At 46.5% G+C, this 22,030-nt stretch carries 29 protein-coding genes and 1 tRNA gene; 26 read left to right on the top strand and 4 right to left on the bottom strand.

All coding sequences use genetic code 11. The features are described 5' to 3' along the window. Nucleotides 1–362 precede the first annotated feature (362 nt). Together TA_RS06620 and thiD are read left to right on the top strand one after the other, a co-directional pair. Nucleotides 363–1,043, top strand: coding sequence for a helix-turn-helix domain-containing protein (locus tag TA_RS06620; protein WP_010901690.1), 681 nt, complete (start codon nt 363–365; stop codon nt 1,041–1,043). Between the two features lie 114 nt (nt 1,044–1,157). Beyond that, complete coding sequence (gene thiD, locus TA_RS06615; RefSeq protein ID WP_010901689.1) at nt 1,158–1,949, top strand: bifunctional hydroxymethylpyrimidine kinase/phosphomethylpyrimidine kinase; 792 nt, start codon at nt 1,158–1,160, stop codon at nt 1,947–1,949. Here thiD and TA_RS06610 read toward each other — a convergent pair. Together TA_RS06610 and TA_RS06605 are read right to left on the bottom strand one after the other, a co-directional pair. Beyond that, a complete protein-coding gene (locus tag TA_RS06610) occupies nt 1,946–3,592 on the bottom strand; it encodes an ABC transporter ATP-binding protein (protein ID WP_048162054.1) in 1,647 nt (548 codons plus the stop codon). The genes thiD and TA_RS06610 overlap by 4 nt on opposite strands. After that, a complete protein-coding gene (locus tag TA_RS06605; protein ID WP_048162053.1) occupies nt 3,582–5,144 on the bottom strand; it encodes an APC family permease in 1,563 nt (520 codons plus the stop codon). The genes TA_RS06610 and TA_RS06605 overlap by 11 nt, the downstream gene beginning before the upstream one ends. A gap of 109 nt (nt 5,145–5,253) precedes the next feature. Between TA_RS06605 and TA_RS06600 the strand changes: the two genes are divergently transcribed. From TA_RS06600 to TA_RS06580, 5 genes are all read left to right on the top strand, one after another. After that, nucleotides 5,254–6,300 carry an AIR synthase family protein gene (locus TA_RS06600; RefSeq protein ID WP_048162051.1) on the top strand — a complete coding sequence of 349 codons (1,047 nt, stop codon included), beginning with the start codon at nt 5,254–5,256 and terminating at the stop codon, nt 6,298–6,300. Continuing rightward, nucleotides 6,297–6,938, top strand: a complete 642-nt coding sequence (thiE, locus tag TA_RS06595; protein WP_010901685.1) for a thiamine phosphate synthase — start codon at nt 6,297–6,299, stop codon at nt 6,936–6,938. The genes TA_RS06600 and thiE overlap by 4 nt, the downstream gene beginning before the upstream one ends. A gap of 63 nt (nt 6,939–7,001) precedes the next feature. Next, nucleotides 7,002–8,633 (top strand): thermosome subunit beta, encoded by a 1,632-nt coding sequence (gene thsB / locus TA_RS06590; RefSeq protein ID WP_010901684.1) that lies wholly within the window; start codon nt 7,002–7,004, stop codon nt 8,631–8,633. Between the two features lie 67 nt (nt 8,634–8,700). Further along, nucleotides 8,701–9,639 carry a 4-demethylwyosine synthase TYW1 gene (gene twy1, locus TA_RS06585; RefSeq protein ID WP_010901683.1) on the top strand — a complete coding sequence of 313 codons (939 nt, stop codon included), beginning with the start codon at nt 8,701–8,703 and terminating at the stop codon, nt 9,637–9,639. Nucleotides 9,640–9,704: 65 nt separating this feature from the next. Continuing rightward, a tRNA-Gln gene (locus TA_RS06580) sits at nt 9,705–9,777 on the top strand. Between the two features lie 5 nt (nt 9,778–9,782). Here the strand turns inward: TA_RS06580 and TA_RS06575 are convergent. Both TA_RS06575 and TA_RS06570 read right to left on the bottom strand, forming a co-directional pair. Next, the gene (locus TA_RS06575) at nt 9,783–11,318 is read right to left on the bottom strand and encodes a site-2 protease family protein (protein WP_010901682.1); all 1,536 of its coding nucleotides are present in this window, start codon (nt 11,316–11,318) and stop codon (nt 9,783–9,785) included. Nucleotides 11,319–11,389: 71 nt separating this feature from the next. Then, nucleotides 11,390–12,214 carry a DedA family protein gene (locus tag TA_RS06570; RefSeq protein WP_010901681.1) on the bottom strand — a complete coding sequence of 275 codons (825 nt, stop codon included), beginning with the start codon at nt 12,212–12,214 and terminating at the stop codon, nt 11,390–11,392. Between the two features lie 201 nt (nt 12,215–12,415). On the opposite strand from TA_RS06570, the gene TA_RS06565 reads away from it, so the two are divergent. From TA_RS06565 to TA_RS06480, 19 genes are all read left to right on the top strand, one after another. After that, nucleotides 12,416–13,276, top strand: coding sequence for a TIGR01777 family oxidoreductase (locus TA_RS06565; protein ID WP_010901680.1), 861 nt, complete (start codon nt 12,416–12,418; stop codon nt 13,274–13,276). Nucleotides 13,277–13,561: 285 nt separating this feature from the next. Then, entirely contained in the window at nt 13,562–14,557 is a 996-nt protein-coding gene (gene rpl3p / locus TA_RS06560; RefSeq protein ID WP_010901679.1) for a 50S ribosomal protein L3, read from the top strand. Then, nucleotides 14,554–15,321 carry a 50S ribosomal protein L4 gene (gene rpl4p, locus TA_RS06555; protein ID WP_010901678.1) on the top strand — a complete coding sequence of 256 codons (768 nt, stop codon included), beginning with the start codon at nt 14,554–14,556 and terminating at the stop codon, nt 15,319–15,321. Before rpl3p ends, rpl4p begins: the two co-directional genes overlap by 4 nt. After that, nucleotides 15,318–15,572, top strand: a complete 255-nt coding sequence (locus tag TA_RS06550; protein WP_010901677.1) for a 50S ribosomal protein L23 — start codon at nt 15,318–15,320, stop codon at nt 15,570–15,572. Before rpl4p ends, TA_RS06550 begins: the two co-directional genes overlap by 4 nt. A gap of 8 nt (nt 15,573–15,580) precedes the next feature. Beyond that, nucleotides 15,581–16,282 carry a 50S ribosomal protein L2 gene (locus tag TA_RS06545; RefSeq protein ID WP_010901676.1) on the top strand — a complete coding sequence of 234 codons (702 nt, stop codon included), beginning with the start codon at nt 15,581–15,583 and terminating at the stop codon, nt 16,280–16,282. Further along, entirely contained in the window at nt 16,272–16,727 is a 456-nt protein-coding gene (locus tag TA_RS06540) for a 30S ribosomal protein S19 (protein WP_010901675.1), read from the top strand. The genes TA_RS06545 and TA_RS06540 overlap by 11 nt, the downstream gene beginning before the upstream one ends. Nucleotides 16,728–16,732: 5 nt before the next feature. Further along, on the top strand, nt 16,733–17,179 hold the full coding sequence (locus TA_RS06535) for a 50S ribosomal protein L22 (protein ID WP_048162406.1): 447 nt from the start codon (nt 16,733–16,735) through the stop codon (nt 17,177–17,179). Further along, entirely contained in the window at nt 17,176–17,853 is a 678-nt protein-coding gene (locus TA_RS06530; RefSeq protein WP_010901673.1) for a 30S ribosomal protein S3, read from the top strand. The genes TA_RS06535 and TA_RS06530 overlap by 4 nt, the downstream gene beginning before the upstream one ends. Continuing rightward, nucleotides 17,813–17,980 (top strand): 50S ribosomal protein L29, encoded by a 168-nt coding sequence (rpmC, locus tag TA_RS06525; protein ID WP_048162046.1) that lies wholly within the window; start codon nt 17,813–17,815, stop codon nt 17,978–17,980. The genes TA_RS06530 and rpmC overlap by 41 nt, the downstream gene beginning before the upstream one ends. Beyond that, complete coding sequence (yciH, locus tag TA_RS06520; RefSeq protein WP_010901671.1) at nt 17,981–18,280, top strand: translation initiation factor; 300 nt, start codon at nt 17,981–17,983, stop codon at nt 18,278–18,280. After that, nucleotides 18,204–18,545 (top strand): ribonuclease P protein component 1, encoded by a 342-nt coding sequence (gene rnp1, locus TA_RS06515; RefSeq protein ID WP_241761827.1) that lies wholly within the window; start codon nt 18,204–18,206, stop codon nt 18,543–18,545. Before yciH ends, rnp1 begins: the two co-directional genes overlap by 77 nt. Nucleotides 18,546–18,549: 4 nt before the next feature. After that, nucleotides 18,550–18,879, top strand: a complete 330-nt coding sequence (locus tag TA_RS06510) for a 30S ribosomal protein S17 (protein ID WP_010901669.1) — start codon at nt 18,550–18,552, stop codon at nt 18,877–18,879. Next, nucleotides 18,876–19,274 carry a 50S ribosomal protein L14 gene (locus TA_RS06505; protein WP_010901668.1) on the top strand — a complete coding sequence of 133 codons (399 nt, stop codon included), beginning with the start codon at nt 18,876–18,878 and terminating at the stop codon, nt 19,272–19,274. Before TA_RS06510 ends, TA_RS06505 begins: the two co-directional genes overlap by 4 nt. Before the next feature lie 9 nt (nt 19,275–19,283). After that, entirely contained in the window at nt 19,284–19,718 is a 435-nt protein-coding gene (rplX, locus tag TA_RS06500) for a 50S ribosomal protein L24 (RefSeq protein ID WP_010901667.1), read from the top strand. Next, nucleotides 19,702–20,409: a 30S ribosomal protein S4e gene (locus tag TA_RS06495; protein ID WP_048162044.1), complete on the top strand. Its 708-nt coding sequence runs from the start codon at nt 19,702–19,704 to the stop codon at nt 20,407–20,409. The genes rplX and TA_RS06495 overlap by 17 nt, the downstream gene beginning before the upstream one ends. Then, nucleotides 20,406–20,918 carry a 50S ribosomal protein L5 gene (locus tag TA_RS06490; protein ID WP_010901665.1) on the top strand — a complete coding sequence of 171 codons (513 nt, stop codon included), beginning with the start codon at nt 20,406–20,408 and terminating at the stop codon, nt 20,916–20,918. Before TA_RS06495 ends, TA_RS06490 begins: the two co-directional genes overlap by 4 nt. Nucleotides 20,919–20,922: 4 nt before the next feature. Next, nucleotides 20,923–21,084, top strand: coding sequence for a 30S ribosomal protein S14 (locus TA_RS08035; RefSeq protein WP_010901664.1), 162 nt, complete (start codon nt 20,923–20,925; stop codon nt 21,082–21,084). 9 nt (nt 21,085–21,093) lie between these two features. After that, nucleotides 21,094–21,483: a 30S ribosomal protein S8 gene (locus tag TA_RS06485; protein ID WP_010901663.1), complete on the top strand. Its 390-nt coding sequence runs from the start codon at nt 21,094–21,096 to the stop codon at nt 21,481–21,483. A 9-nt stretch (nt 21,484–21,492) separates the two neighbouring features. Then, nucleotides 21,493–22,029 carry a 50S ribosomal protein L6 gene (locus tag TA_RS06480; RefSeq protein WP_010901662.1) on the top strand — a complete coding sequence of 179 codons (537 nt, stop codon included), beginning with the start codon at nt 21,493–21,495 and terminating at the stop codon, nt 22,027–22,029. Nucleotide 22,030 lies beyond the last annotated feature (1 nt).

Raw genomic sequence — 22,030 nt, 5'->3', positions numbered from 1 at the left:
TCCCTTGGGATTGGAGGTAACTGCAGACGGATCTGCAGCTGCAAAAAATATTTCCGGGAAGTTCCTTTTATCCTTTATCTAGATTCAATTTCACCCTAGTAGCTGTGATCAGTTCCCATAGCTAATAACCATAGCTATAGACTTCTTTATCGGGGAAACCAGCGTATTTCACACTTGAATTAGAGGAGTTTACTTCTTCCTACAAGCGCCCAACTGCCCTATAATATCAGCAATGAGAATAAAAATATAAAATATGAGAAATACACTAAAAACCAAGAATACTATTGATTGAGCATGGTATATTCACTGATTGTCGAATGGTAATTCGGCAATTCTATATACAACCTGGCATTTTCATGATCATGGATATAGAATTGAGGGAGAAGATAGCCGGTGAAATAACCCTTTCAGATTCTCCAGCAGAGACCATAAGAAAATGGCGTGAAGAGTTCAAAATATCCCAGCATGAATTATCCAACTTTTTGCATCAGTCTCCGTCAGTTATAAGCGACTACGAGACAGGCAGGAGAAAATTTCCAAGCATAGCCTCGGTGAGAAAGATCGTGGATGCGTTGATCACGATAGATGAGAGGAGAGGGGGCTATATAATAAAGAAGTACAAGAGCGGTGTTCCTTCTGAGGCACTGATAGATATAAAGGATTATGACAGGGATGTTCCATTGGAAAGGGCCATAAAAGCCATAAACGGAACCAATGTATCTCACGTTTCCATAGACAGGGACATAAGAGGATACACTATAGTGGATGGAGTAAAGGCAATACTTGCATTTTCTTATTATGAATACAGCAGGCTCTATGGGTGGTCGTCAGAGAGGGCAATATTTTTCACGGATGTCAAATTTGGAAGAAGCCCAATGATAGCTATACGTGTGCACCCTCTGAAGCCAGCGGCGGTAGTTTACATACAGCCTGATAACGTGGATGAGCTGGCAATAAAACTTGCGGATATAGAAAACATACCGCTTCTCGTCACAGACATGAGCCCGGAAACTGTAGCTCATGTTATGGGCCAGCTAAGGTGATATTGGCATTTCCTGGAAGGAATCTTCATTATATACAATTTATATATCTTCGTTTTTTCGAAACAGGGAACACCTTAGCTGAAACTTTTTACGCGATGCTGTACTGATCGATTTATGGTACCCCATGCGCTTACGGTGGCTGGATCGGACAGTGGTGGCGGTGCAGGCATACAGGCGGATCTGAAGACGTTCAATGCTTTATCCGTTTTCGGGATGTCCGTTATAGTTGCGCTCACTGCGCAGAATTCCTATGAAGTATCCGGCATACTTCCTGTACCGCCTGATTTCGTGAAGCTTCAGTTTGAGACCGTTGCGAAAGACATCAAGGTGGATGGCTCCAAAACTGGTATGCTCTTCTCATCGGATATCATCAGCGTTGTTGCAAGAGAGTTTACCGAATTCGGCGTTCCGGTGATAGTTGTTGATCCAGTCATGGTGTCCAAGAGCAACGCAAGGCTACTGAAGGAGGACGCCATAGAGACGCTTAAGGAAAAGCTTCTTCCCATCTCAACCATGGTTACGCCAAACGTGCCGGAGGCCGAGATACTATCGGGTATAAAGATAAGAAACATTGAAGATATGCATTCTGCTGCAGAAAAGCTCTATGATGAAACAGGTTCGCATATCCTGATAAAGGGTGGGCATCTCGAATCCTCACCCATAGACGTCCTCTATGATGGCAGTTCGTTCCATGAGTTTCCCGGTTCCAGGATAAATACTAAGAATACCCATGGAACGGGAGATACCTTGTCTTCCGCTATAGTTTCATACATGATAAGAGGCCACAGCGAATCAGAGTCAGTGAGGCTTGCCAAGGAATATGTGGAGGGAGCTATAAAAAATTCATTTACAACCGGGAAGGGATACGGATCGCTATGTCACTGGTGGCAGTACGGGCAGATTTAGGGTTGCCGTTTCATGCGTGATGATATTTTTTCCGATGCCCATATTAATTTTTCCACGTATTCTGTTTTCTGGGTTTCAAAGATTTTCTTTACATCATCTTCCTCAACTATCCGGCCTTTATCAAATGCAATGATGTGATCGCACAGGTATGCGACCCGGTCAATATTGTGATCGATGTATATCACGGTGCTTTTATCTAGATACTTTCTGATCAGGGAAAACAGGACCATTGCATTAGGAGGATCTATCATAGAAAATGGTTCATCCAGTATGAGAACGTCCGGAAGCTGGGATAAAACCATTGCGAAGGCTAATCTCTGGCGCTGGCCGCCGGAGAGTTGATCGATATACAGGGATCCGAACCTTTCCAGCGGCAATCCGACAGCATCAAGAATCTTGTCAATGAGTTTAGGATCTGGCGAAATGGCCGAAATGTTTTTCTCGTACCACTCCAGCGTGTTTACGGGATTCAGGAATCTATACGTGTCCTGGAAAACGTTTCTAACGCGAATGCTGGATCCATCGGATGGATGCTTAGAGTAGATTATGCTTCCAGAATCCGGTCTGTCATAACCTGCCAGTATGCTGGCAAGGGTGGTCTTACCAGATCCTGAGACTCCGATTATACCGTACCTTGTTCCAGAGAGGAAGTCATAGGAAAAGTCCTCTATTACCTTATTCTCGTGCCATTTGAATATCGACACTTTTTCCAAATAGGTCTTGTACACATGTTTTGCCGAAAGCATTATTTCTGCCAAAGAACGCACCTGACCTGCCCTGTCATTATACCTTCGGATAGATACCTGCGATCTGCATTCGTCACGTGCATACTCACAATAATTTAAGAAAGGGCATCCATAATCGTTGCAATCGTATATGAAGCGATCCAATACCAGATCTTTTGTTCTGATGGATGGCCGCATTTTCATTATCATTCTTGTATATGGATGCAGAGGATTGCTAATCAAATCTTCTGTTTGTGAACTCTCAACAAACGTGCCGCAATACATCACATGTACGAAATCAGAAGCGTATGTTATGACCTCGGGCGAAGTTCCTGATATGATAAAGGATATACCATATTGCACGGAAAATCTCCTTATAATACCAAGAAGGTCAAGCGTTTCTATGGCGTCCAACGATGTTGTGGGCTCATCCATCATTATCAGGCTTGGGCGGATCATCAATGCCATTATAACGACGGCTATGTGCCGTTCTCCCTGGCTTAGTGCCTGCGGTTTTTTCTTCAGCATGTCTGGGCTTCTGCCTATTTCGCTCATTATTTTTTCGAGAAGATCCTGATCAAAATCGACGCTTCTTGCCTGCATCACCTTTCTTATCTGGTCGATAACGCTATATACAGGATCAAGCGAGTCTGGAGCGGATTGAGGAACGTAGACAGCATTCGGCCTGGCCCTGCCGATCGCATCAACATAATTGCCGCCTTTCCAGATCAGTCTCCTATCGCCATTTTTCAGGCCATTGTAAAGCAGCTTTAGCAGAGTAGTTTTACCACACCCCGTTATCCCGAGTATGCCAGCCACCTGGCCCTTCTCTACGGTCATATTGATGTCTTTCAATGAAAAATTTTCGTATGAAAAATTCAGATCCTTGACTTCTAGCAGGATCTCTCTATTTTCCATTTATTTCCTCTTCGGTTATTAGATTCACCCGTCTTCCAGCAGCCTTCATTATGTCCGGATGCCTTCCGGAGAGCCATATGATGTATATAGCCATGAACACTATGTAAACTGCCACAGCAACCACGGCCTGCGTTATGGGAAATACAGGTGGGACTATCGATTCATAGAGGACGAAGATGAACACGGCAGTTGCTATTGCTGGCAAAACGTAATGTTCAAACGGATGGGTTAATTTATGAAGCCCATAATGCTTTTCCTTGAGTCTTTTGAAGAGTGTCATGACACTGGTGTTCAGCATCAGGTGCACAGATATGAGGCCGACAAGGGCCATGGTGGAGAGCAGATCGAATGAGTTCTCAAGCACGCCATCTATGTTCTGTATGCTATGCCCTGTTATAAGAAACAGAGGGCCATAGCCCATGGCAACTTCCACTAGGAAGGGAACAAGAAGGCTCATCAGTACCGAAATGCCGGCTATGAAAATGAGCGAGATGTAAGGAGTTCCGAATCTCTTACTGATCTTTGCAAAAACTGAAGGTATAACGCGATCTCTGGCCATTGAAAAGTATACCCTTCCGGCATTTGCCTGCATTGCAACAGCATCAGAGAATGCCGAGTTAAAGGCTGTCAGAGATAGGAGCAAGCCACCAATTATGCCTGCATATAGGGTTGCCACTATAACTCCTGGAATTTCCGCGGTAGCGAACGAAGACATATCGTTTATGCCCCACCCTACGGTAAGTGCGTATGCCACCTCCGTCAGCACTGCGCCAACAATCAGGAGGCCGAGAACAAGCGATCTTGTTATTGAACTCTTAACCCTGACCTCTTCTCCAAGCGGTGCAGATCCGCCATATCCAATGAAACTCGTGAGGCCAAAGATCATTCCAAGCCCAAGCCCTGCGAACGGACCACCGTAGGGTCTAAATTGAGCATCATATGAGGGCCATGCGAACGGATCAAAGACCTTCAGCGTGTTATCCGGCGCATGGATTATTATTATGATTCCCAGTATGGCTAGGAAGGCCACTTCATAAGCTGCGGCATACCTGACATACTTCATCTGCGGTCTTATGCCCGCAATAGCAAGAACTATTGGGGCAATGATGAATACGGAGACAAAGGGCAGCCATATCCACACAGGAAGGGTGAAGTGGAAGAAGTACTGCACTACGCCCGGAAGAAGTATTCCTGCAACGTATACCGGTATTGCCGCCGTGCTGACTCCTTGGTAAAGCACATAAAGAAAACCGGACAATATGGCGCTCTTCGAACCAAGCGCCGTTGAAATATATCCATAGTAACCACCAGCACTGGCATGGTGCTTTGACAGGTGGTACAGCGTATTGACCTCAAGGTACATGGTCAGCGTGGCTATTAGAAAAGCAAGCGGTGTTAACACGAAGGCGAACATGGCCGCCGAGGTCATGAACGCTACCGTATCGCACGCCGGCGCCATAGCCGAGATCTCCTCTGCTATTGCACCCCAGGTGCCGACATCTCCATGAAGCCTTAGAGCCGAATCCACCTTCAGATTCTCCGTATCATTCATTTGCCAAGTTATGCATGCATATTATTTAATATTTACTAAATACTAAAAATATTAGCATATAGCTAATTTAGACCGACAATGATTTTATCATATTCTGGCATACACAAGCATGCAACAACCAGGAAAGCTCGATCGGAATTTCTTCACATCTATGATACTTTCTAAGACCGGCATCCGGCATAAGGAAGATCTCGTCCCGCCAGCAAATGGAGTTGATGTTGGCATCATAAAAATAGGTGACGGGCGTGTTATGTCCGTAACAACGGATCCATTCTATTTCGATCCTGTATTTGGTTACGAAGATTCAGCCTGGTTTGCCTATCACATACTTGCTTCGGATTTGCTCACGTCAGGGGCAAATCCTGATTATATGACCGTCGATCTGAATCTGCCACTCTCAATGACCGATGAGGAGATATCAAGGATGTGGAACGCCTTTACGGAGGAAGCAGCCAGATTCGGCACATCCATAATAACAGGGCACACGGCAAGGTATGCCGGCACATCATTTCCAATGATAGGCGGGATCACCGCAATGGGCTTCATCGGCGAGGATGAATACGTCACAAGCGCTATGGCACGTCCGGGAGACAAGGTTGTACTTACCAAGACTCCCGCAATAGAGGCTGCTGCCCTTCTTACAAGGCTCTTTCCAGGCACCATAAAGGCGAAGCTGGGTGATGAATTATTCTCCTACGGAGTGGATCTGTTCAGAAAGCTTACTACCGTGCATGAAAGCCTCGTGTGTAAGAGATTCGGGCTCAGGACAAGGGTAACGGCAATGCACGACGTAACAGAAGGAGGTCTTCTCGGGGCGCTCTTCGAAATTGCTGACTCCTCCGGAAACGGCATAAGGATTCATGAAGACAGCATAAAAGTAGACGACTACGTGAAGAGAGTCTGTTCAATTTTCTCCATAGACCCACTTATGGCTATAAGCGAGGGTGCACTTCTTATAACAGTAAAACCGGACCATGCAGAGGATCTTGTATCCTCACTAAAGGCCAATGGAATAGATGCAAACGTGATCGGAGAGATGACTGCCGATCCTAGTGAAAGGATAATCGTTGGCAGGGAGAAAAGAACGATCGGGCCGCCTCAGAAGGATCCATTCTGGACAGCCGTGGAATTCGGGATAAGCGAGGACTGGAAATGAAGCTCGAGGGCAGAAGGATCAAGGGCCTCTACCTTGTGACGGAGGATTACAGCCGTAAAAATTTCTTCAATATAATAGAGGAAGCTATAATTGGTGGCGTCGATATTGTGCAGTACAGAGACAAATCTAATCCAAGATCTGTGAGGCTTGATGTCGCAAGAAAGGTAAAGCAGATCTGCAACAGGTACGATATTCTGTTCTTCATAGACGATGATGTGCAGCTTGCAATTGAGGTACAGGCTGATGGTGTGCATATAGGGAAAGACGATATGCCTCTGCCAGACGCAAGGAGGATCTTTGATGGATTAATCGGCTACTCAACCTATGGGGACAGAGAAATGGCAATTTTTGCAGAAAAGAATGGAGCAGATTACGTCGCTTTCGGTCCGTTCTTTCACACGGACACAAAAAAGGATGCCGATGTCTATGATATCCATGTACTTGAGGGCATTCACAAATACATCAGAATACCTGTGTTCGTGATAGGGGGAATAAACATATCCAACATCAGGACGTTCTCCGGATATGGCATAGATGGGGTAGCCGTTGTATCCGCCATATTTTCAGATCCTGATCCGGAACGTGCCGCTAGAGAACTTAAGGCAGCGCTGTACAACTATGTTCTTTCTTCTGCTTAGCTGGTTCGCATATCCCTTCAGAAACACTTATATAGAAGTTTATTTTTACTCCATTGGATAGCCATGATAGCTGGACAACCTATATTCATTCTTAAAGAAGGAACAAAGAGAGAGAGCGGAAAAGACGCAATGAAGGAGAACATTGAGGCTGCCATTGCAATTTCAAATTCCGTGAGGTCGAGCCTTGGCCCAAGGGGCATGGACAAGATGCTCGTGGACTCGCTCGGCGACATAGTCATAACTAATGATGGTGTGACCATCCTGAAGGAGATGGACGTTGAGCATCCTGCTGCAAAGATGATGGTTGAGGTCTCCAAGACACAAGACTCATTCGTGGGAGACGGTACAACTACGGCAGTGATAATAGCTGGCGGTCTGCTCCAGCAGGCACAGGGCCTGATAAACCAGAATGTACATCCGACAGTGATATCTGAAGGATACAGGATGGCTTCAGAGGAGGCAAAGAGAGTCATTGATGAAATATCGACCAAGATAGGTGCTGATGAGAAGGCACTACTCCTTAAGATGGCTCAGACCTCTCTCAACAGCAAGAGCGCCTCTGTTGCTAAGGACAAGCTGGCCGAGATCTCATATGAGGCAGTGAAATCGGTTGCTGAGCTGAGAGACGGCAAGTATTACGTCGATTTTGACAACATACAGGTCGTGAAGAAACAGGGCGGTGCCATTGATGACACGCAGCTCATAAATGGTATAATCGTTGACAAGGAAAAGGTGCATCCGGGCATGCCAGATGTGGTCAAGGATGCAAAGATAGCATTGCTTGATGCTCCACTTGAGATAAAGAAACCTGAGTTCGATACAAACCTCAGGATAGAGGATCCATCAATGATACAGAAGTTCCTGGCCCAGGAAGAGAACATGCTCAGGGAGATGGTGGACAAGATAAAATCCGTGGGTGCGAACGTGGTCATAACGCAGAAGGGCATAGATGACATGGCACAGCACTATCTCTCCAGGGCTGGAATATACGCAGTACGCAGGGTCAAAAAGAGCGATATGGACAAGCTCGCAAAGGCAACAGGGGCTTCCATTGTATCGACCATAGATGAGATATCATCATCCGATCTGGGAACCGCAGAGAGAGTCGAGCAGGTGAAGGTCGGAGAGGACTACATGACGTTCGTGACGGGCTGCAAGAATCCAAAGGCGGTCAGCATACTTGTCAGGGGAGAGACTGAGCACGTGGTAGATGAAATGGAGAGATCAATAACCGATTCGCTGCACGTCGTGGCCAGTGCCCTTGAAGATGGTGCATACGCTGCTGGCGGCGGTGCTACAGCAGCCGAGATAGCGTTCAGGCTCAGGTCATATGCCCAGAAGATCGGTGGCAGGCAGCAGCTGGCCATCGAGAAGTTTGCGGATGCGATCGAGGAAATACCCAGGGCACTCGCGGAGAACGCAGGTCTAGATCCGATCGACATACTGCTAAAGCTCAGGGCAGAGCACGCCAAGGGCAACAAGACATATGGTATAAATGTCTTCACCGGCGAAATCGAGGACATGGTGAAGAACGGCGTGATAGAGCCCATAAGGGTGGGCAAGCAGGCCATAGAGTCTGCAACTGAGGCTGCCATAATGATACTGCGCATTGATGATGTCATAGCAACGAAGTCAAGCAGTTCCTCTAGCAACCCACCAAAGAGCGGAAGCAGCAGCGAGTCCTCTGAGGACTGAAAATTTGAATAATTTTTAAAAACAATTTTTACGAACTGGTTAAATACCAGTTTCTTATCCTTTTCTCGTGCAGAATATATACGCTGATATCTATCGCAAGGAACATTACGGTCTTGTCGGGAGGCATTCGGCAGTTAAGGTCTGCCATTGGACGAAGGATGAGCTCCTTGGTGGGCCAGGTTGCTACAAGAACACTTTCTATGGCATAAAATCGCACCAGTGCATACAGATGACCCCAGCGCTTAATGCATGCACCGAGAATTGTGCATTCTGCTGGAGGTTTCAGGGTTTCGACTCTATGCATATATCAGACGAGGACGATCCTGAATTCATACTTGAAGAAAGCATAAAGCAGCATCTGAAACTCATATCTGGATTCAAGGGAAACCCGAAAGTTTCCAAGGAAATATGGGAAGAGGCAACGCATCCCAAGCATATGGCCATATCGCTCACAGGCGAACCGACACTTTACACGAGGCTCGGTGAACTCATAGCAGCTGCAAAGAAGCGTGGCATAAGCACGTTCCTTGTAACAAATGGTACGCTGCCTTCAGTTCTTGAGAGGCTGGATCCCCTTCCAACACAGTTATACGTTACAGTTGCAGCCCCAAATAAGAAGATATTCAACGATTTACTAAATCCATCAATAGGAAATGGCTGGGAGAACCTCATGAGAACGCTTGAACTGTTGCCAAGCCTTGACACCAGGATAGTGATAAGGCACACGCTCGTCCATGGTGTCAATATGCCATACCTTGACGAATACGCAGCTCTTGATAGAAAGGCTGATCCAGACTTTATAGAATCGAAGGGCTATGTACACGTGGGTTCATCGATGACAAAGCTACAGGCATCGCACATGCCATCACACGCTGAGATACTGGAGTTCTCCAATGATCTGGCCAACCGCCTAGGTTACACATTCGTTGCTGACAGGGTCGAAAGCAGGGTAGCCATGATAGCCAAGGATCCGTCCAAGGCAAAGATAGATTTCAACAATATCTGATTCAGAATCTGAATTCGCAGTCCGAATGAAAAGATTATTAAAGAAAATTGAAATTCACCACCCGCAGCCCTGTGGTGTAGTGGCCAAGCATTATGGGCTCTGGACCCATCGACGGCAGTTCGAATCTGCCCAGGGCTATTTGATTAAATTATTCTTGGTACTATCAGTTCCCACAGGATGAGGAAGAAGACCAGGAAGCTCATGAAATACATGATCTGGTTAACGACCTTCTCGTTGGACAGCGATCTGAATTTTCTTCCAGCTATCGTCAGCGTGTCCCTGAAGAATTGCCCGCCATCAAAGAAGGCGAAGGGCAGTGCGTTTGTTATGCCAAGCAGTATGTTTATCCAGAAGAACCAGTAAAACGTGTTCAGCATGCCCCAGAATATCAGCGGACTGAACGGAACGGAGAACATGCTGGCCATCGATACCGGAACGGGGTTGAGGCCGTAGAAGGGAAGGCCTATAGCCTCTATGAAACCCTCCACGGGATTAGAATAGAACTCCCTGAGGAATATGAGGTTCCTGAGTTCGTTCATCTGGTACCCTGTTATGCCCATATAGGATATCGATATTCCAACGAAGCTGTAATCCCTGTAGGCGGGATTATTTGCGCTGGGGTCATATTGTGCATAGTACCTGTAAGCGGAAGTTGTGGTCATGTTAAATGTCCTGACGGTGTGGGATGGCATAACCAGCACGGTCATGGATATCGTTGTCCCAGGCGGTATCGCATCCAGAACATCGGTCAGCACGGTCTCATTCCTTATCTCGGTATGGTTTATGGATAGAAGCACGGAATTGGAGGGAACACTCACATTTGCAGCCGGATAACCAGGCAATGTAGATACTATTACAATGCCTGCAACCGCCTCGACCTGCTTTACGTTCTTTCCGTTGAACAGGCTGACATTAACATTTGAACCAGGTGCTAGATTGGAATTTATCAAGGCCGTGGTTACGTTGTTGCCGGTATAATTGCCGATGGCTATTATCTCGTTTCCAGCTGGGATGGACGGATTCACCTGCGGATCCGAGCTCTGCACGTAGACTCCGTTATGAACCGGGGCTGCACTTGAGAACATAACAGTTGAGATCAGTATGGCCAGTATAATGCCTATAATTATATTTACACCAGGACCTGCAGCAAATATCCTCCTCCTGATGACTGGATCTGCACTCATCATCTCGGTTTCGTTGGGTTCCACAAATGCACCGACGGGAACTATGAAAAACAACACACCGACTGAATCGACCTTAAGGCCATGCCTTTTTGCGGTTACGCCGTGCATCATCTCATGCACAACCACGGAGACCACAAGGGCCACTATGCCATACCCTATTGGGATGACGGGATTAATACCAGGAAGACCCAGGAATTCAGTGACTGGAGGTGCCTGGCTGGGTCTTATAAATGAAGCCAGATAAGCGCTGTAGATCAGACTAACCAGCGCAACTATTCCTGCAATTATGACCACTATGACAGAGACCTTAGAGAAAGCTTTTGCAGGGAATTTTTTGGATATGCCTTCAATAACTCCTCTGTTCTTTACGAATTTTAGCATTATCGCAGGGCCAAAAAGTGAGAAATGCTTTGAACGCTTTATGTAAGGTGAGAGCAGATAAACGATTGCTATCCATGAAATGAGGAGGACAACGAATAGATAAATACCATTCATTCTTATCCATATTAAATCAAGCGTTATAACATTTCTCTAAATGCTATGGACGCTGAAGTATACATATTTGTTTACGATCTGCTATTCCCTGCCCTGTGCGATATGATCGTGTTCGCCTTGTTTATAAGGTAGCCTGTAAGATAGAGCAGCGCGATCACGCCCAGGATTGCTATCCCTAATCGGTGACGGTAATCGAATGATGGTGTCAGCACAAATACGCCGGAGTATCCGATATATATAAGAAGCCCAAACCTTATGGCAAAACCAGCAAAATTAGACAGGAAGAACCATGGTGCATTCATCTTCAGAGTACCGGCTGCGATCGATGTGACATTCTTGAAGTATGGAATAAAAGTGGCAACGAATATTGAAAATGGGCCGTGATCTCTTATCCATTTATCCGCGACCTCAAGATCATTTTCTGTTATCTTGAAGTACGATAAGGCTTTAAGAAGTATGGCCCTCCCTGCCAATCGACCTCCAGCATATTCTATGCCCATCTCGAACAGCATTGCCATGAGAGAAACAAAAAATGCGGCGAATACATTGAACTCGCCTATGGAGGACAGATAACCATAGAAGGGAATTATAAGATAATCTGGGAGCGGTGCAAATGCCACAACGAAGAACATACCCTCATATCCGGTAAGCGAAAAGGGTGCCAGTATCTTCCTTTCATATGAATAATATGATGATACGTTTACATAATGCAGATATGCATTTGTAAGCGCTATTACTGCGGCAAAGAGGATTAGAATTGAAAATATGAAGGCATAATAAGCATATTTTCCAAGGTTCTGGTCTCCAGTTGGATTAACTCTTAGCAGAAGAGTTCTAGCACTGACCGTGATCCTCTCTTTTATCAGGTTCTTTCTTGTCTTCTCAGCTGGCCTCATCGTCGTCTCTCTATACGGCGATCAAAAGCTTGTGGCTTATTAATTCTTTGCCTGAAGCGTTCAACCGCATGGCACTAGCTTCTTCTTCATAACAAAATACGCACTTACTGCGCCGTGCATGGGAGTTTGCATGTACTGAAAAAGATACTCGAACACTGAAAGCTAAGAAAGTATTTAATATGGGTATACTCTGATTGCACAATGGACATTGTGATATCCGGCGGTACCGGCCTCATAGGTAGAGCAATAACTGAGATTCAGGGAAATACGTATAACGTCATAACGCGTGGTCCTTCCAGGACTGATGGAAATATAAATCTTGTGAACTGGAACGATCTCAGAAAGATACGGCACTGTGATGTTGTCATAAATCTGGCCGGATACAATATAGGATCAAAACGCTGGAACCCGAAGATAAAGGAAGAGATAATAAGAAGCCGAATTGAGAGCACGAGGAGAATGGTCGAATTCATCTCATCGCTTGACAGCAAGCCTGAGGCATTCCTTTCCGGTTCTGCAATAGGATACTATGGATATGGTGAAAATACTGTATTCGATGAAAACTCGCCCCCTGGAACGGGTTTTCTTGCGGAGCTAGCTAATGCATGGGAGGACGAGGCCCTAAAAGCTTCGAGATATACGAGAACGGTCATTTTGAGAACTTCCAACGTACTGAGCAGCAGTGGGGGCTTTCTGGCACGCATCATGAATTCCAGATCCAGGAGGGTATACTATTTTGGTGATGGAGATCAGCCCGTATCGTGGATTCATATCAAGGACTATGTAAACGCTGTCAAGTTCCTCATGGAAAATAAGGATATATCTGGGCCGGTAAATATGGCGGCGCCATCTCCGGTATCTTTCGCAGATCTAGCACATGCAATAGCAAGAGAGAAGGGCTATAAAGAAATGAAAATACCTGAATTCATCGGCAAACTGATTCTCGGATCAGAAATGTACAGGGAACTGATGAGTGGCCAGAGAGTAGCCCCAAAGAAATTAACGGGTTCTGGATTCAGCTTCCAGTATCCGGATCTGGAGTCTGCCATTAAAAACCTATGAATATGTATCCAATTATTATATTATCGATCGCTTTTCATTGCTTAAAATATGGAACAACCTAGGAACATTCTCCATTTACTGGTTTATGCCCGTGTTAGTTTCAAGAAATATTAATAACCATGTTTGCATTAGGGCTGTAAGTGCTCGATAGAGCTGTCTTTACGGTGCTGAAAAAAGCGCCATAAAGCCATACACGTTTGGGCAACTCCCGTGTGAGTCCCAGAGTGGTCGGTCTATGGTTTTAGATCGACATACGACGTGTAACGGTGTAAGGTGGTGAATTAGATGGCGACGCCTCATCATTCGAGAAGGGGGTCAATGGCATATTACCCCAGAGTAAGAGCAAAAAGTGTAGATCCGAAGATCAGAAGCTGGCCTGAGATAAAGGGCGAGGTCAAGGTACAGGGGTTCGCTGGTTTCAAAGTGGGCATGACGCATGTGGAAATGATAGATTACAGGAAGAAGAGCGTCACGGCGGGCCAACCAATACTTGTACCGGTGACCGTTGTGGAGGTCCCACCCCTAGATGTGGTTGGGTACCGCCTCTACGATGAGGATGCTGAGGGCAATCTCGTCGTTGTCTTCGAGGCCTGGGCGAAGGATCTTGATAAGGAAATATTCAGGAAGATCCCGGAGATCAAGAAGGTCGCTGAGAGAGATCCGCCGGAATCCTATGAAGACGTGAGAATAATAGTGGCAACTAGAAACAAGGATGTACCTGGGATACCTTCAAAGAAACCGGAGATATTCGAGCTCAGGATCGGCGGTGGCAACTCTGTTAAGGAGAGGCTGGAATATGCGAAGAATCATCTGGGAAAGCAGATAACGTTCACCGATTTCTCCAAGCCTGGAAAGTTCGTGGATGTTGTCTCTATAACAAAGGGCAAGGGTTTCACAGGACACGTGAAGAGATTTGGCGTGAAATTGCTACCTAGGAAGAACAGAAAGCACAGGAGGATGATCGGTACTCTGGGGCCATGGCATCCTGACTGGGTCAGGAACACTGTTCCGCAGGCCGGTCAGATGGGATTCCAGCAGAGAACGATCAGCAACGTCAGAGTCATAAAATATGGGAACAAGGAAGAGGTGGATTCCATAAACGTTCGTGGCGGTTTCCTCCATTATGGATTTGTGAAGAATGATTATGTGCTGCTGTTTGGCTCAATACCTGGGGCTTCGAAGAGGCTTATCAAGATGAGAGATCCGGCAAGGCAGAAGGTGCCGGACATAGAAGAGGTAAAGCTAGAGTACATATCATTGGAATCAAAGCAGGGTGATTGAATACGAAAGTACCTATTTATTCAGTTTCCGGTGAGATGAAGGGAGAAATAGACCTTCCGGAGGTATTTGATACAGAGGTGAGGGAGGATATCATCAGACGGGCCTTTAGGGCCATCTCCCTTTCCATGAGGCAGCCCTATGGATCTTCCCCGCTTGCCGGTATGAGGCGGGTCGGGCACACTACCAGGCCAGGTCTCGGCATCTCGAGAATGCCAAGAATTGCGGGTGGATCAAGGGTTGTTGGCATAGCGAGTGCAGTGGGAGGAAAGAGCGCACATTCTCCAAGGACAACAAAGAATCTCTATGTCAAGATCAACGACAGAGAGAGAAAAATGGCTAAATATTCGGCAATTGCGCTTACCGCGTCCGTTGAAGCCGTTAAGAAGAGAGGGCACAGATTCAAAGAAGGTCTCAAGCTTCCTATAGTTGTTGAGGATGGCGTTGAAGGCATAAACAAGACTAAGGATGCCATCGCGCTTCTTAAGAATCTGGGTGTATACGAGGATATAGAGAGATCCAGAGAGGGCAAGCATATAAGGGCAGGTCGCGGAAAGATGAGGGGAAGAAGGTACAAGCAGCCGAAGAGCGTACTCATAGTGGCCAGGAATTCATCAGCCATGAAGGCGTTCAGATCATTGCCAGGGGTAGATATTGCCTCACCCAACTCACTCAGCATAAGAAAGCTTGCCCCTGGAGGAGTAGGCGGAAGGCTCACAATATTTACGGAAGGTGCGATAGAATCACTGAAAGAGGTGGATCAATGAAGGGTGATATAATAATATCTCCACTCTCAACTGAAAAAACCGCTCTCATGGCTGAGAAGGAGAACAAGCTCACCCTCATGGTGAGGAGAGATGCGAACAGAGAGATGATCAAGAAAGAGGTAGAGGAGCGGTTCGGAGTTAAGGTAGAGGGTATCAACGTCATGATAACCAAGAAGGGTAAGAAGGCCATAGTGAAGCTTGCCAAGGAGTACTCGGCTGAAGAGATAGCTGAGCGTATAGGTGTATTCTGAGGTGAATTATGGGTAAGCATATAATTCCGCAGAGGAGAGGTCATGGGAGCCTTGTGTACAGGAGCCCGAGCCATCGTCACATCACTGAAGTGAAGCACGTAGATCAGGGTACATACGTCATAAAGGATATAATACACGCACCAGGCAGAAACGCTCCACTTCTAGAGCTTATGGGCAGTGATGGGAAGAAGGCCTATCAGATAGCCTTCACAGGGGCATTTGTCGGGCAGAACATTGTGGCAGGTAACGTTGACAGCGTTTCTCCAGGTACAACGACTGTCCTTGCAAACATTCCGGATGGGAGCTATGTCTACAACATAGAGAGCAGTCCAGGTGACGGGGGCGAGTTCTGCAGAAGTGCTGGTACCTTTGCATTGGTCGTTTCCCATGGGCAGCACGTAACTCTCAAGCTTCCCTCTGGAAGGATGAGGGATTTTGATCCCAGGTGCAGAGCGACACTGGGAGTTGTTGCGGCATCCGGTATTAAAGATCCGCCAATATTGAAGGCAGGTACGCATGTTCACTATCTGAGGAGCAAAGCAAAGCGTCCATACACTGTTAGAGGCGTGGCCATGAATGCTGTGAATCATCCGCATGGAGGAGGTAACCACCAGCATGTTGGTAGGCCAAGTACGGTCGGTAGAAATGCTCCACCAGGAAGGAAGGTTGGAAGGCTTTCACCAAAGAGGAGGAGAGTAAATGGTCGTTAATAAGCAGGGTTCTGTAAAATCAATAAAGAGAAAGGCCAGGAAATCAAAGAAAGTTGTTAGTGGCAGAGCGAAGGAGTTCACATACAAGGGATACTCACTTGAGGATCTTCAGAAGATGAGCATGGAAGAACTCATAAAGATCCTACCGGCAAGGGCAAGAAGGACTCTGTTAAGGGAACCTAACTACGAACAAAAGAAGCTCATGGAGAAGCTTGAGAGCGATGAGGAAGACGTGAAGACACACGTCAGGGACGTCATTATACTGCCAAATTACGTTGGAAAGATAGTCGAAGTGTACAATGGAAACAGTTACTTCAAGTTTGAAATAAAACCTGAGATGATAGGGCATTATCTTGGTGAATTTGTCATGACGAGAAAGGAAGTAAAGCACTCAGGCCCGGGCGTAGGCGCAACCCGTTCATCTAAGTTCATGCCGCTGAAGTGATCATCATGAAAGGATATTCAATGGAGATTGAAGGAAATCACGCAAAGGCCAGAATAAGAGAGGCTGACATATCGCTGAAAGACTCCGTCAACATAGCGCACCATCTAAGAGGAATGCCACTCTCAAGGGCCAAGGAGATAATAGATGCTGTGATCAACAAGACCTACGCTATACCGTATTTCAGGTATCTTGATTCCGTCTCACACAGACCGGGCGTTGGCCCCGGAAGATATCCCGTTAAAGCAGCTAAGGCATTCAAGCAGCTACTGGAGAACGTGGAGAACAACGCTGAGTTCAAGGGACTCAACACCGATAATCTGGTCATAAAGCACATAGCTGCAAATAAGGGAAGGATGATAAAGAAGTATACGCCGAAGGCCTATGGAAGGGCGGGTGCGAACTTCAAAGATCTGATCAACCTTGAGATCATAGTAACGGAGGGATCAGAATGAAGGAGAGAAAGTTCATTAACGAAGCAGTCAAGAGGTTGCTTGTTTGCGAATACGTCGTCAAGGAGACGGAGAACGCTGGCTTTGGAAACATGGTAATGAAGAGAACGCCGTTCGGCACCAATATAACCCTTTACGTGAACAGGCCAGGGCTGGTCATAGGAAGGCGTGGGAGCAAGGTACAGCAGATGACAGACACGCTAGAGAAAAAATATGGAATAGAGACGCCACAGATAGAGGTCAAGGACGTCAAAGATCCGGATCTTAACCCATCCGTGATAGCAAAGAAGATCGCACTATCGCTCGAGAAAGGCTGGTCTTACAGGAAAGCTGGAAATACATCGCTTAACAGAACCATACAGGCCGGAGCAAAGGGTGTGCTCATAAAGATATCGGGAAAGATATCAGGAGAGCGTGCAAGGTATCAGAAATTCATATACGGGAATGTTAAATATTCAGGAGAGCCGGGCAGCAAGGGAATGATAACTGGGTTCTCCACCGCGAAGCTGAAGGTGGGTATACTTGGAGTGACGGTTAAAATCCTCAATCCAGAGTACAAGCTGCCAGATGTATTCAGCATAGAGAACATAACCGGAGGTGAAGAGGTTGGAACTGAGAGCAAAGCAGATCAGACAGATGTCGAAGGAAGAGAGACAGGAAACGCTGAAGAATCTTAAGGAAAGCCTTCTGCATGAGAGGGCCCTTATATCAATGGGAGGTTCTTCTCCCAGTCCTGGCAAGGTACGCGGCATAAGGCGCCAGATAGCCAGGTTGCTTACAGTTGAGAGGGAGGAAAAAAGGTAAATGAAGGATAAAAATTTCACCGGCATGCCCAAGGAACTACAGCCTTGGGAGGGATTCGGAAGGGAAACACAGGCTGTAAAGATAATGGTCGACAAGAGGAGATACGGTAAGTTCGTAACGATCATCGAGGGCATCGATCCCAAGACAGAGGACATAGAGAAGATCGCTAAAGAACTGAAGAAGAAGGTTGCCTCTGGCGGTACAGTGAAGGAGGGGAGGATAATTGAACTCCAGGGAGACCATCGCCAAGAGGTCAAGAAATACCTCGAGGATATGGGATTCAAAGCGAGCGTTGAATGAAATGATATACCTTGATGAGTTCACAGGCATGGAAGTATCGATCGTGGACAGCCCGAACAGGTCCGAAATAGGAAGGACTGGCCTGGTTTCCTTCGAGACAAAGAATACGCTCGAAATAGATACCGGTAGAAAGAGGATAATGATACCGAAACATCTCAGGAAATTCAGGATTAACGGTCAGTTTGTTGATGGTGATCTTATAAACATGCGGCCTGAGGACAGGCTGAGAGAATACCGCAGAATTTTGCGAGATCTGAGGAGGTAAGAAAATGTATACGCGTAATATTGGACTTGATGTCAAATTGCCAGAGAGTGAATGCAACGACCCGCACTGCCCGTACCACGGGAAGCTGTCTGTCAGAGGGCAGGTTCTTACGGGCAAGGTTGTGTCTGCAAATATGACGAAAAGTGCTGTTGTTGCAAGGGAGTACCAGCAGTACATACCTAAGTATGAAAGAAAGGCTACCAAGATAAAGAAGTATCACGTTCATGTTCCTGACTGCATAAAGATCAAGCCTGGCGATACAGTCAGGTTTGCCGAATGCAGGAAGTTAGCCAAGACGATTTCTTTTGTCATTGTTGAAAAGGTGAATCAATGAAGGGAATAGCCGGTAGGCAGACTAGAGGATTGCCACTTGGAGCTAACATAACCTGTGCCGACAACACAGGAGCAAGATCAATAAGCCTTATAGACGTGAAGGCATGGCATGGAAAGGCCAGAAGAATACCCGCCGCAGGAGTTGGCGACATGTTCATGGCCAGCGTCAAGAAGGGTACACCGGAGATGAGATCGAAGGTAGTTTACGCTGTTGTCATAAGGCAGAAGCGCCCGTACCGCAGGCCGGACGGCACAATGGTGCAATTCGAAGATAATGCTGCAGTTCTGGTCACGCCGGATGGCGAGGTCCGTGGATCTGAGATCAAGGGCCCGGTGGCAAGAGAGGCCGCTGAAAGATGGCCCAGAATAGCCGCTATAGCTTCAATTATAGTTTAAGGTGATCATATGTACAGAAAGATGGAAGTGTCTCTCAGCAAGGATCTGAGGAAAAAATACGGAATAAGGTCTTTCCCAGTTATAATGGGAGACGTGGTCAAGGTCATAAGCGGATCCAGGAAGGGAGAAGGGGGCAAGGTAGCAGAGGTTGATCATGCCTCCGGGCTCGTCGTCGTTGAGGGGATAACAATAGCAAGGGCAGATGGAAAGCAAAAGGGATTTGGCATCCAGCCGGAGAAGCTCCAGATAACTCATCTCGATCTGTCTCGCGGTGACAGGTTCGATAAGATAAAGTCCCTTGCTGCAAGGAAGAACATAGTGGTCGAGAAGCCAGAACCAGAGCCAGAACCTAGGAAAGAGGAGACGGCGGAGGCCCAGGAAGCCAAGGAAGAAGCCGTAGCGGAGGAGAAAACAGAGGTGGATGATAATGATAAACAAAACTAAGAGACTGATGGTATCAAGACAGGTCAAGATCCCGAGAAAAACCTACTTCTGGGGTCCAACACCAAATCCAGGCATGCATCCAAAAGATCAATCAGTCACGCTGCTTTCGATCATAAGGGACTACCTTAAACTTTCCGACAAGGAGCGGGAGGCGGCCAGGATATTGGCAAACGGATTGGTCAAGGTGGACGGCAAGACTGTGAGAGAGAAGAAGTTCGCAGTAGGATTCATGGATGTTATAGAGATAAATGGTGAATCCTATAGAGTAGTATACAATGACCAGGGTGCGCTGGTGCTGATGAAGGAGACCAAGGAAAGGGCCTCGATGAAACTGCTCAAGGTAAGATCAAAAGTAATAGCCCCTGGAAACAGAATTCAGCTTGGAACCCACGACGGCAGAACCTTCATAACGGATGACAAGAGCAAAAAGGTCGGAGACGTCTGGGCCGTTTCCGTACCGGATATGAAGATAAGCGAGATAATAAAGATGCAGCCCGGCAACAAGGCGTACATCACTGCAGGTTCCCACGTTAACCAGACAGGGACGATAAGCAAAATAGAGGCCAAGGAAGGTTCATCGGCTAACCTGGTTCATTTCCAGGAGGGTTTCTCCACCATAAAGGATCACGTGTTCATGATTGGAAGCTCGAAGTTCTCCTTTGTACTTAGTCCTGAGGAGGTGATCCCATGAATCCAATGGAAGAGGTCATTATAGACAAGGTTGTCGTGAACATAGGAGTGGGACAGGCTGGAGACAGATTAACAAAGGCTGCAAAGGTTCTCGAGATGCTCACAGGCCATAAGGCAACTAACACGCTCGCCAAGAAGAGCATCCGCGACTTCAACATAAGGAAGCGTCTGCCCATAGGAGTGAAGGTCACTCTCAGGAAGAAAGATGCTATGGAATTTCTGCAGAAGGCTTTCTACGTAAAGGACTACAAGATAACAGACTATTCATTCGACAAGCACGGAAACGCGTACTTTGGTATATCCGACTACACGGATTTCAAGGGTATGAAGTATGATCCTGACATAGGGATATTCGGAATGGATGTTGCTATCGTTTTCAGGAGGCGAGGCGGATACAGAATAGAGAGGAGAAGGATAGGATCAAAGACCATACCGAACAGTATAAGGGTAAGAAAGGAAGAGGCGCAGGATTTCCTGCAGAAGAATTTTAAAGTTACAGTTGTGAGGTGATATATTGTCGCAGGTGAAACTCAAACCGAAGAAGAAATACGGGCACATTGATGGTTGCGTTAGATGCGGAAGGAAAAGAGGTATTGTGAGAAGGTATGGTCTGCACCTGTGCAGACAGTGCTTCAGAGAAACTGCCAGGCAGTTAGGATTTGAGAAATACAGCTGAGGGGTCCTCATGAAGAATGATACGCTAAATGATGTCATAAACTCGATAAAGAACGCTTCGAGGCTCGGAAAGAGAGAGATAATCGCTGAGCCAGCAGCAAAGCTCATAGGTAAGGTTCTCAAAGTTATGCAGGACTACAATTACATAAAGAGCTTTGAGGTGATAGACGAGAGCAGGGGTGGAAAGTTCAAGATAGTCCTGAACACAACCATAAATAACTGCGGCGTCATTAAGCCCAGATTCCCAGTGAAAAATGAGAATCTTGAGAAGTATGAGGCCAGATACCTACCCGCCGAGGACTTTGGTATACTTATACTCACCACAACAAAGGGTGTGATGAGTAATATAGAGGCAAGGAAACTTGGCATCGGGGGTAAACTTCTGGCCTATGTGTATTGAGGTGTTGAAATGATAAATTGGAAGGAAGCTAGATCCATAAAGATCCCGGATGGTTTCAAGGTATCCATATCTGGGACCACCGTGACGATATCCTATGGAGGCAAAACGATATCAAAGAATTTCGCAAACAATTACGTAAAGCTGGTTGAAGATGGCAGCACAATAAAGATCAATGCCAGCAAGAACAACTCCATGGTAAGGGGAATAGTTGGAACATGGGCTTCTGAGATAAACAACATGATCAAGGGACTGAAGGATGGCTTCCAGTATGAGATGAAGATCGATTACAGCCATTTCCCAATGAGGGTATCGGTCAAAGGAAAGACGGTGGTTATCGAAAACTTCTTCGGGGAAAGATCTCCGAGGACTGCAGAGATCGTTGGTGATACTACGGTTACTGTGAAAGGCGACCGTGTTTATATTGCGGGTATATCTAAAAAGGATGTTGGGGAGACCGCTGCGAATATAGAACGATCGACTATAATCAAGGGCTTCGATCCAAGGGTCTTCCAGGATGGAATATACCTGATTTCAAAGGGTGAATGAG

Source organism: Thermoplasma acidophilum DSM 1728, from assembly GCF_000195915.1.
Classification (GTDB): domain Archaea; phylum Thermoplasmatota; class Thermoplasmata; order Thermoplasmatales; family Thermoplasmataceae; genus Thermoplasma; species Thermoplasma acidophilum.
This window is presented reverse-complemented; position numbering and strand designations above follow the sequence as displayed.

What these genes read in the sequence shown, in the direction of transcription:
- TA_RS06620 (WP_010901690.1), top strand. Translation starts at nt 363, where the DNA reads ATGGATATAGAATTGAGGGAGAAGATAGCCGGTGAAATAACCCTTTCA.
- thiD (WP_010901689.1), top strand. Translation starts at nt 1,158, where the DNA reads ATGGTACCCCATGCGCTTACGGTGGCTGGATCGGACAGTGGTGGCGGT.
- TA_RS06610 (WP_048162054.1), bottom strand. Translation starts at nt 3,592, where the DNA reads ATGGAAAATAGAGAGATCCTGCTAGAAGTCAAGGATCTGAATTTTTCA.
- TA_RS06605 (WP_048162053.1), bottom strand. Translation starts at nt 5,144, where the DNA reads ATGAATGATACGGAGAATCTGAAGGTGGATTCGGCTCTAAGGCTTCAT.
- TA_RS06600 (WP_048162051.1), top strand. Translation starts at nt 5,254, where the DNA reads ATGCAACAACCAGGAAAGCTCGATCGGAATTTCTTCACATCTATGATA.
- thiE (WP_010901685.1), top strand. Translation starts at nt 6,297, where the DNA reads ATGAAGCTCGAGGGCAGAAGGATCAAGGGCCTCTACCTTGTGACGGAG.
- thsB (WP_010901684.1), top strand. Translation starts at nt 7,002, where the DNA reads ATGATAGCTGGACAACCTATATTCATTCTTAAAGAAGGAACAAAGAGA.
- TA_RS06575 (WP_010901682.1), bottom strand. Translation starts at nt 11,318, where the DNA reads ATGAATGGTATTTATCTATTCGTTGTCCTCCTCATTTCATGGATAGCA.
- TA_RS06570 (WP_010901681.1), bottom strand. Translation starts at nt 12,214, where the DNA reads ATGAGGCCAGCTGAGAAGACAAGAAAGAACCTGATAAAAGAGAGGATC.
- TA_RS06565 (WP_010901680.1), top strand. Translation starts at nt 12,416, where the DNA reads ATGGACATTGTGATATCCGGCGGTACCGGCCTCATAGGTAGAGCAATA.
- rpl3p (WP_010901679.1), top strand. Translation starts at nt 13,562, where the DNA reads ATGGCGACGCCTCATCATTCGAGAAGGGGGTCAATGGCATATTACCCC.
- TA_RS06550 (WP_010901677.1), top strand. Translation starts at nt 15,318, where the DNA reads ATGAAGGGTGATATAATAATATCTCCACTCTCAACTGAAAAAACCGCT.
- TA_RS06545 (WP_010901676.1), top strand. Translation starts at nt 15,581, where the DNA reads ATGGGTAAGCATATAATTCCGCAGAGGAGAGGTCATGGGAGCCTTGTG.
- TA_RS06540 (WP_010901675.1), top strand. Translation starts at nt 16,272, where the DNA reads ATGGTCGTTAATAAGCAGGGTTCTGTAAAATCAATAAAGAGAAAGGCC.
- TA_RS06535 (WP_048162406.1), top strand. Translation starts at nt 16,733, where the DNA reads ATGAAAGGATATTCAATGGAGATTGAAGGAAATCACGCAAAGGCCAGA.
- TA_RS06530 (WP_010901673.1), top strand. Translation starts at nt 17,176, where the DNA reads ATGAAGGAGAGAAAGTTCATTAACGAAGCAGTCAAGAGGTTGCTTGTT.
- rpmC (WP_048162046.1), top strand. Translation starts at nt 17,813, where the DNA reads ATGTCGAAGGAAGAGAGACAGGAAACGCTGAAGAATCTTAAGGAAAGC.
- yciH (WP_010901671.1), top strand. Translation starts at nt 17,981, where the DNA reads ATGAAGGATAAAAATTTCACCGGCATGCCCAAGGAACTACAGCCTTGG.
- TA_RS06510 (WP_010901669.1), top strand. Translation starts at nt 18,550, where the DNA reads ATGTATACGCGTAATATTGGACTTGATGTCAAATTGCCAGAGAGTGAA.
- TA_RS06505 (WP_010901668.1), top strand. Translation starts at nt 18,876, where the DNA reads ATGAAGGGAATAGCCGGTAGGCAGACTAGAGGATTGCCACTTGGAGCT.
- rplX (WP_010901667.1), top strand. Translation starts at nt 19,284, where the DNA reads ATGTACAGAAAGATGGAAGTGTCTCTCAGCAAGGATCTGAGGAAAAAA.
- TA_RS06495 (WP_048162044.1), top strand. Translation starts at nt 19,702, where the DNA reads ATGATAAACAAAACTAAGAGACTGATGGTATCAAGACAGGTCAAGATC.
- TA_RS06490 (WP_010901665.1), top strand. Translation starts at nt 20,406, where the DNA reads ATGAATCCAATGGAAGAGGTCATTATAGACAAGGTTGTCGTGAACATA.
- TA_RS06485 (WP_010901663.1), top strand. Translation starts at nt 21,094, where the DNA reads ATGAAGAATGATACGCTAAATGATGTCATAAACTCGATAAAGAACGCT.
- TA_RS06480 (WP_010901662.1), top strand. Translation starts at nt 21,493, where the DNA reads ATGATAAATTGGAAGGAAGCTAGATCCATAAAGATCCCGGATGGTTTC.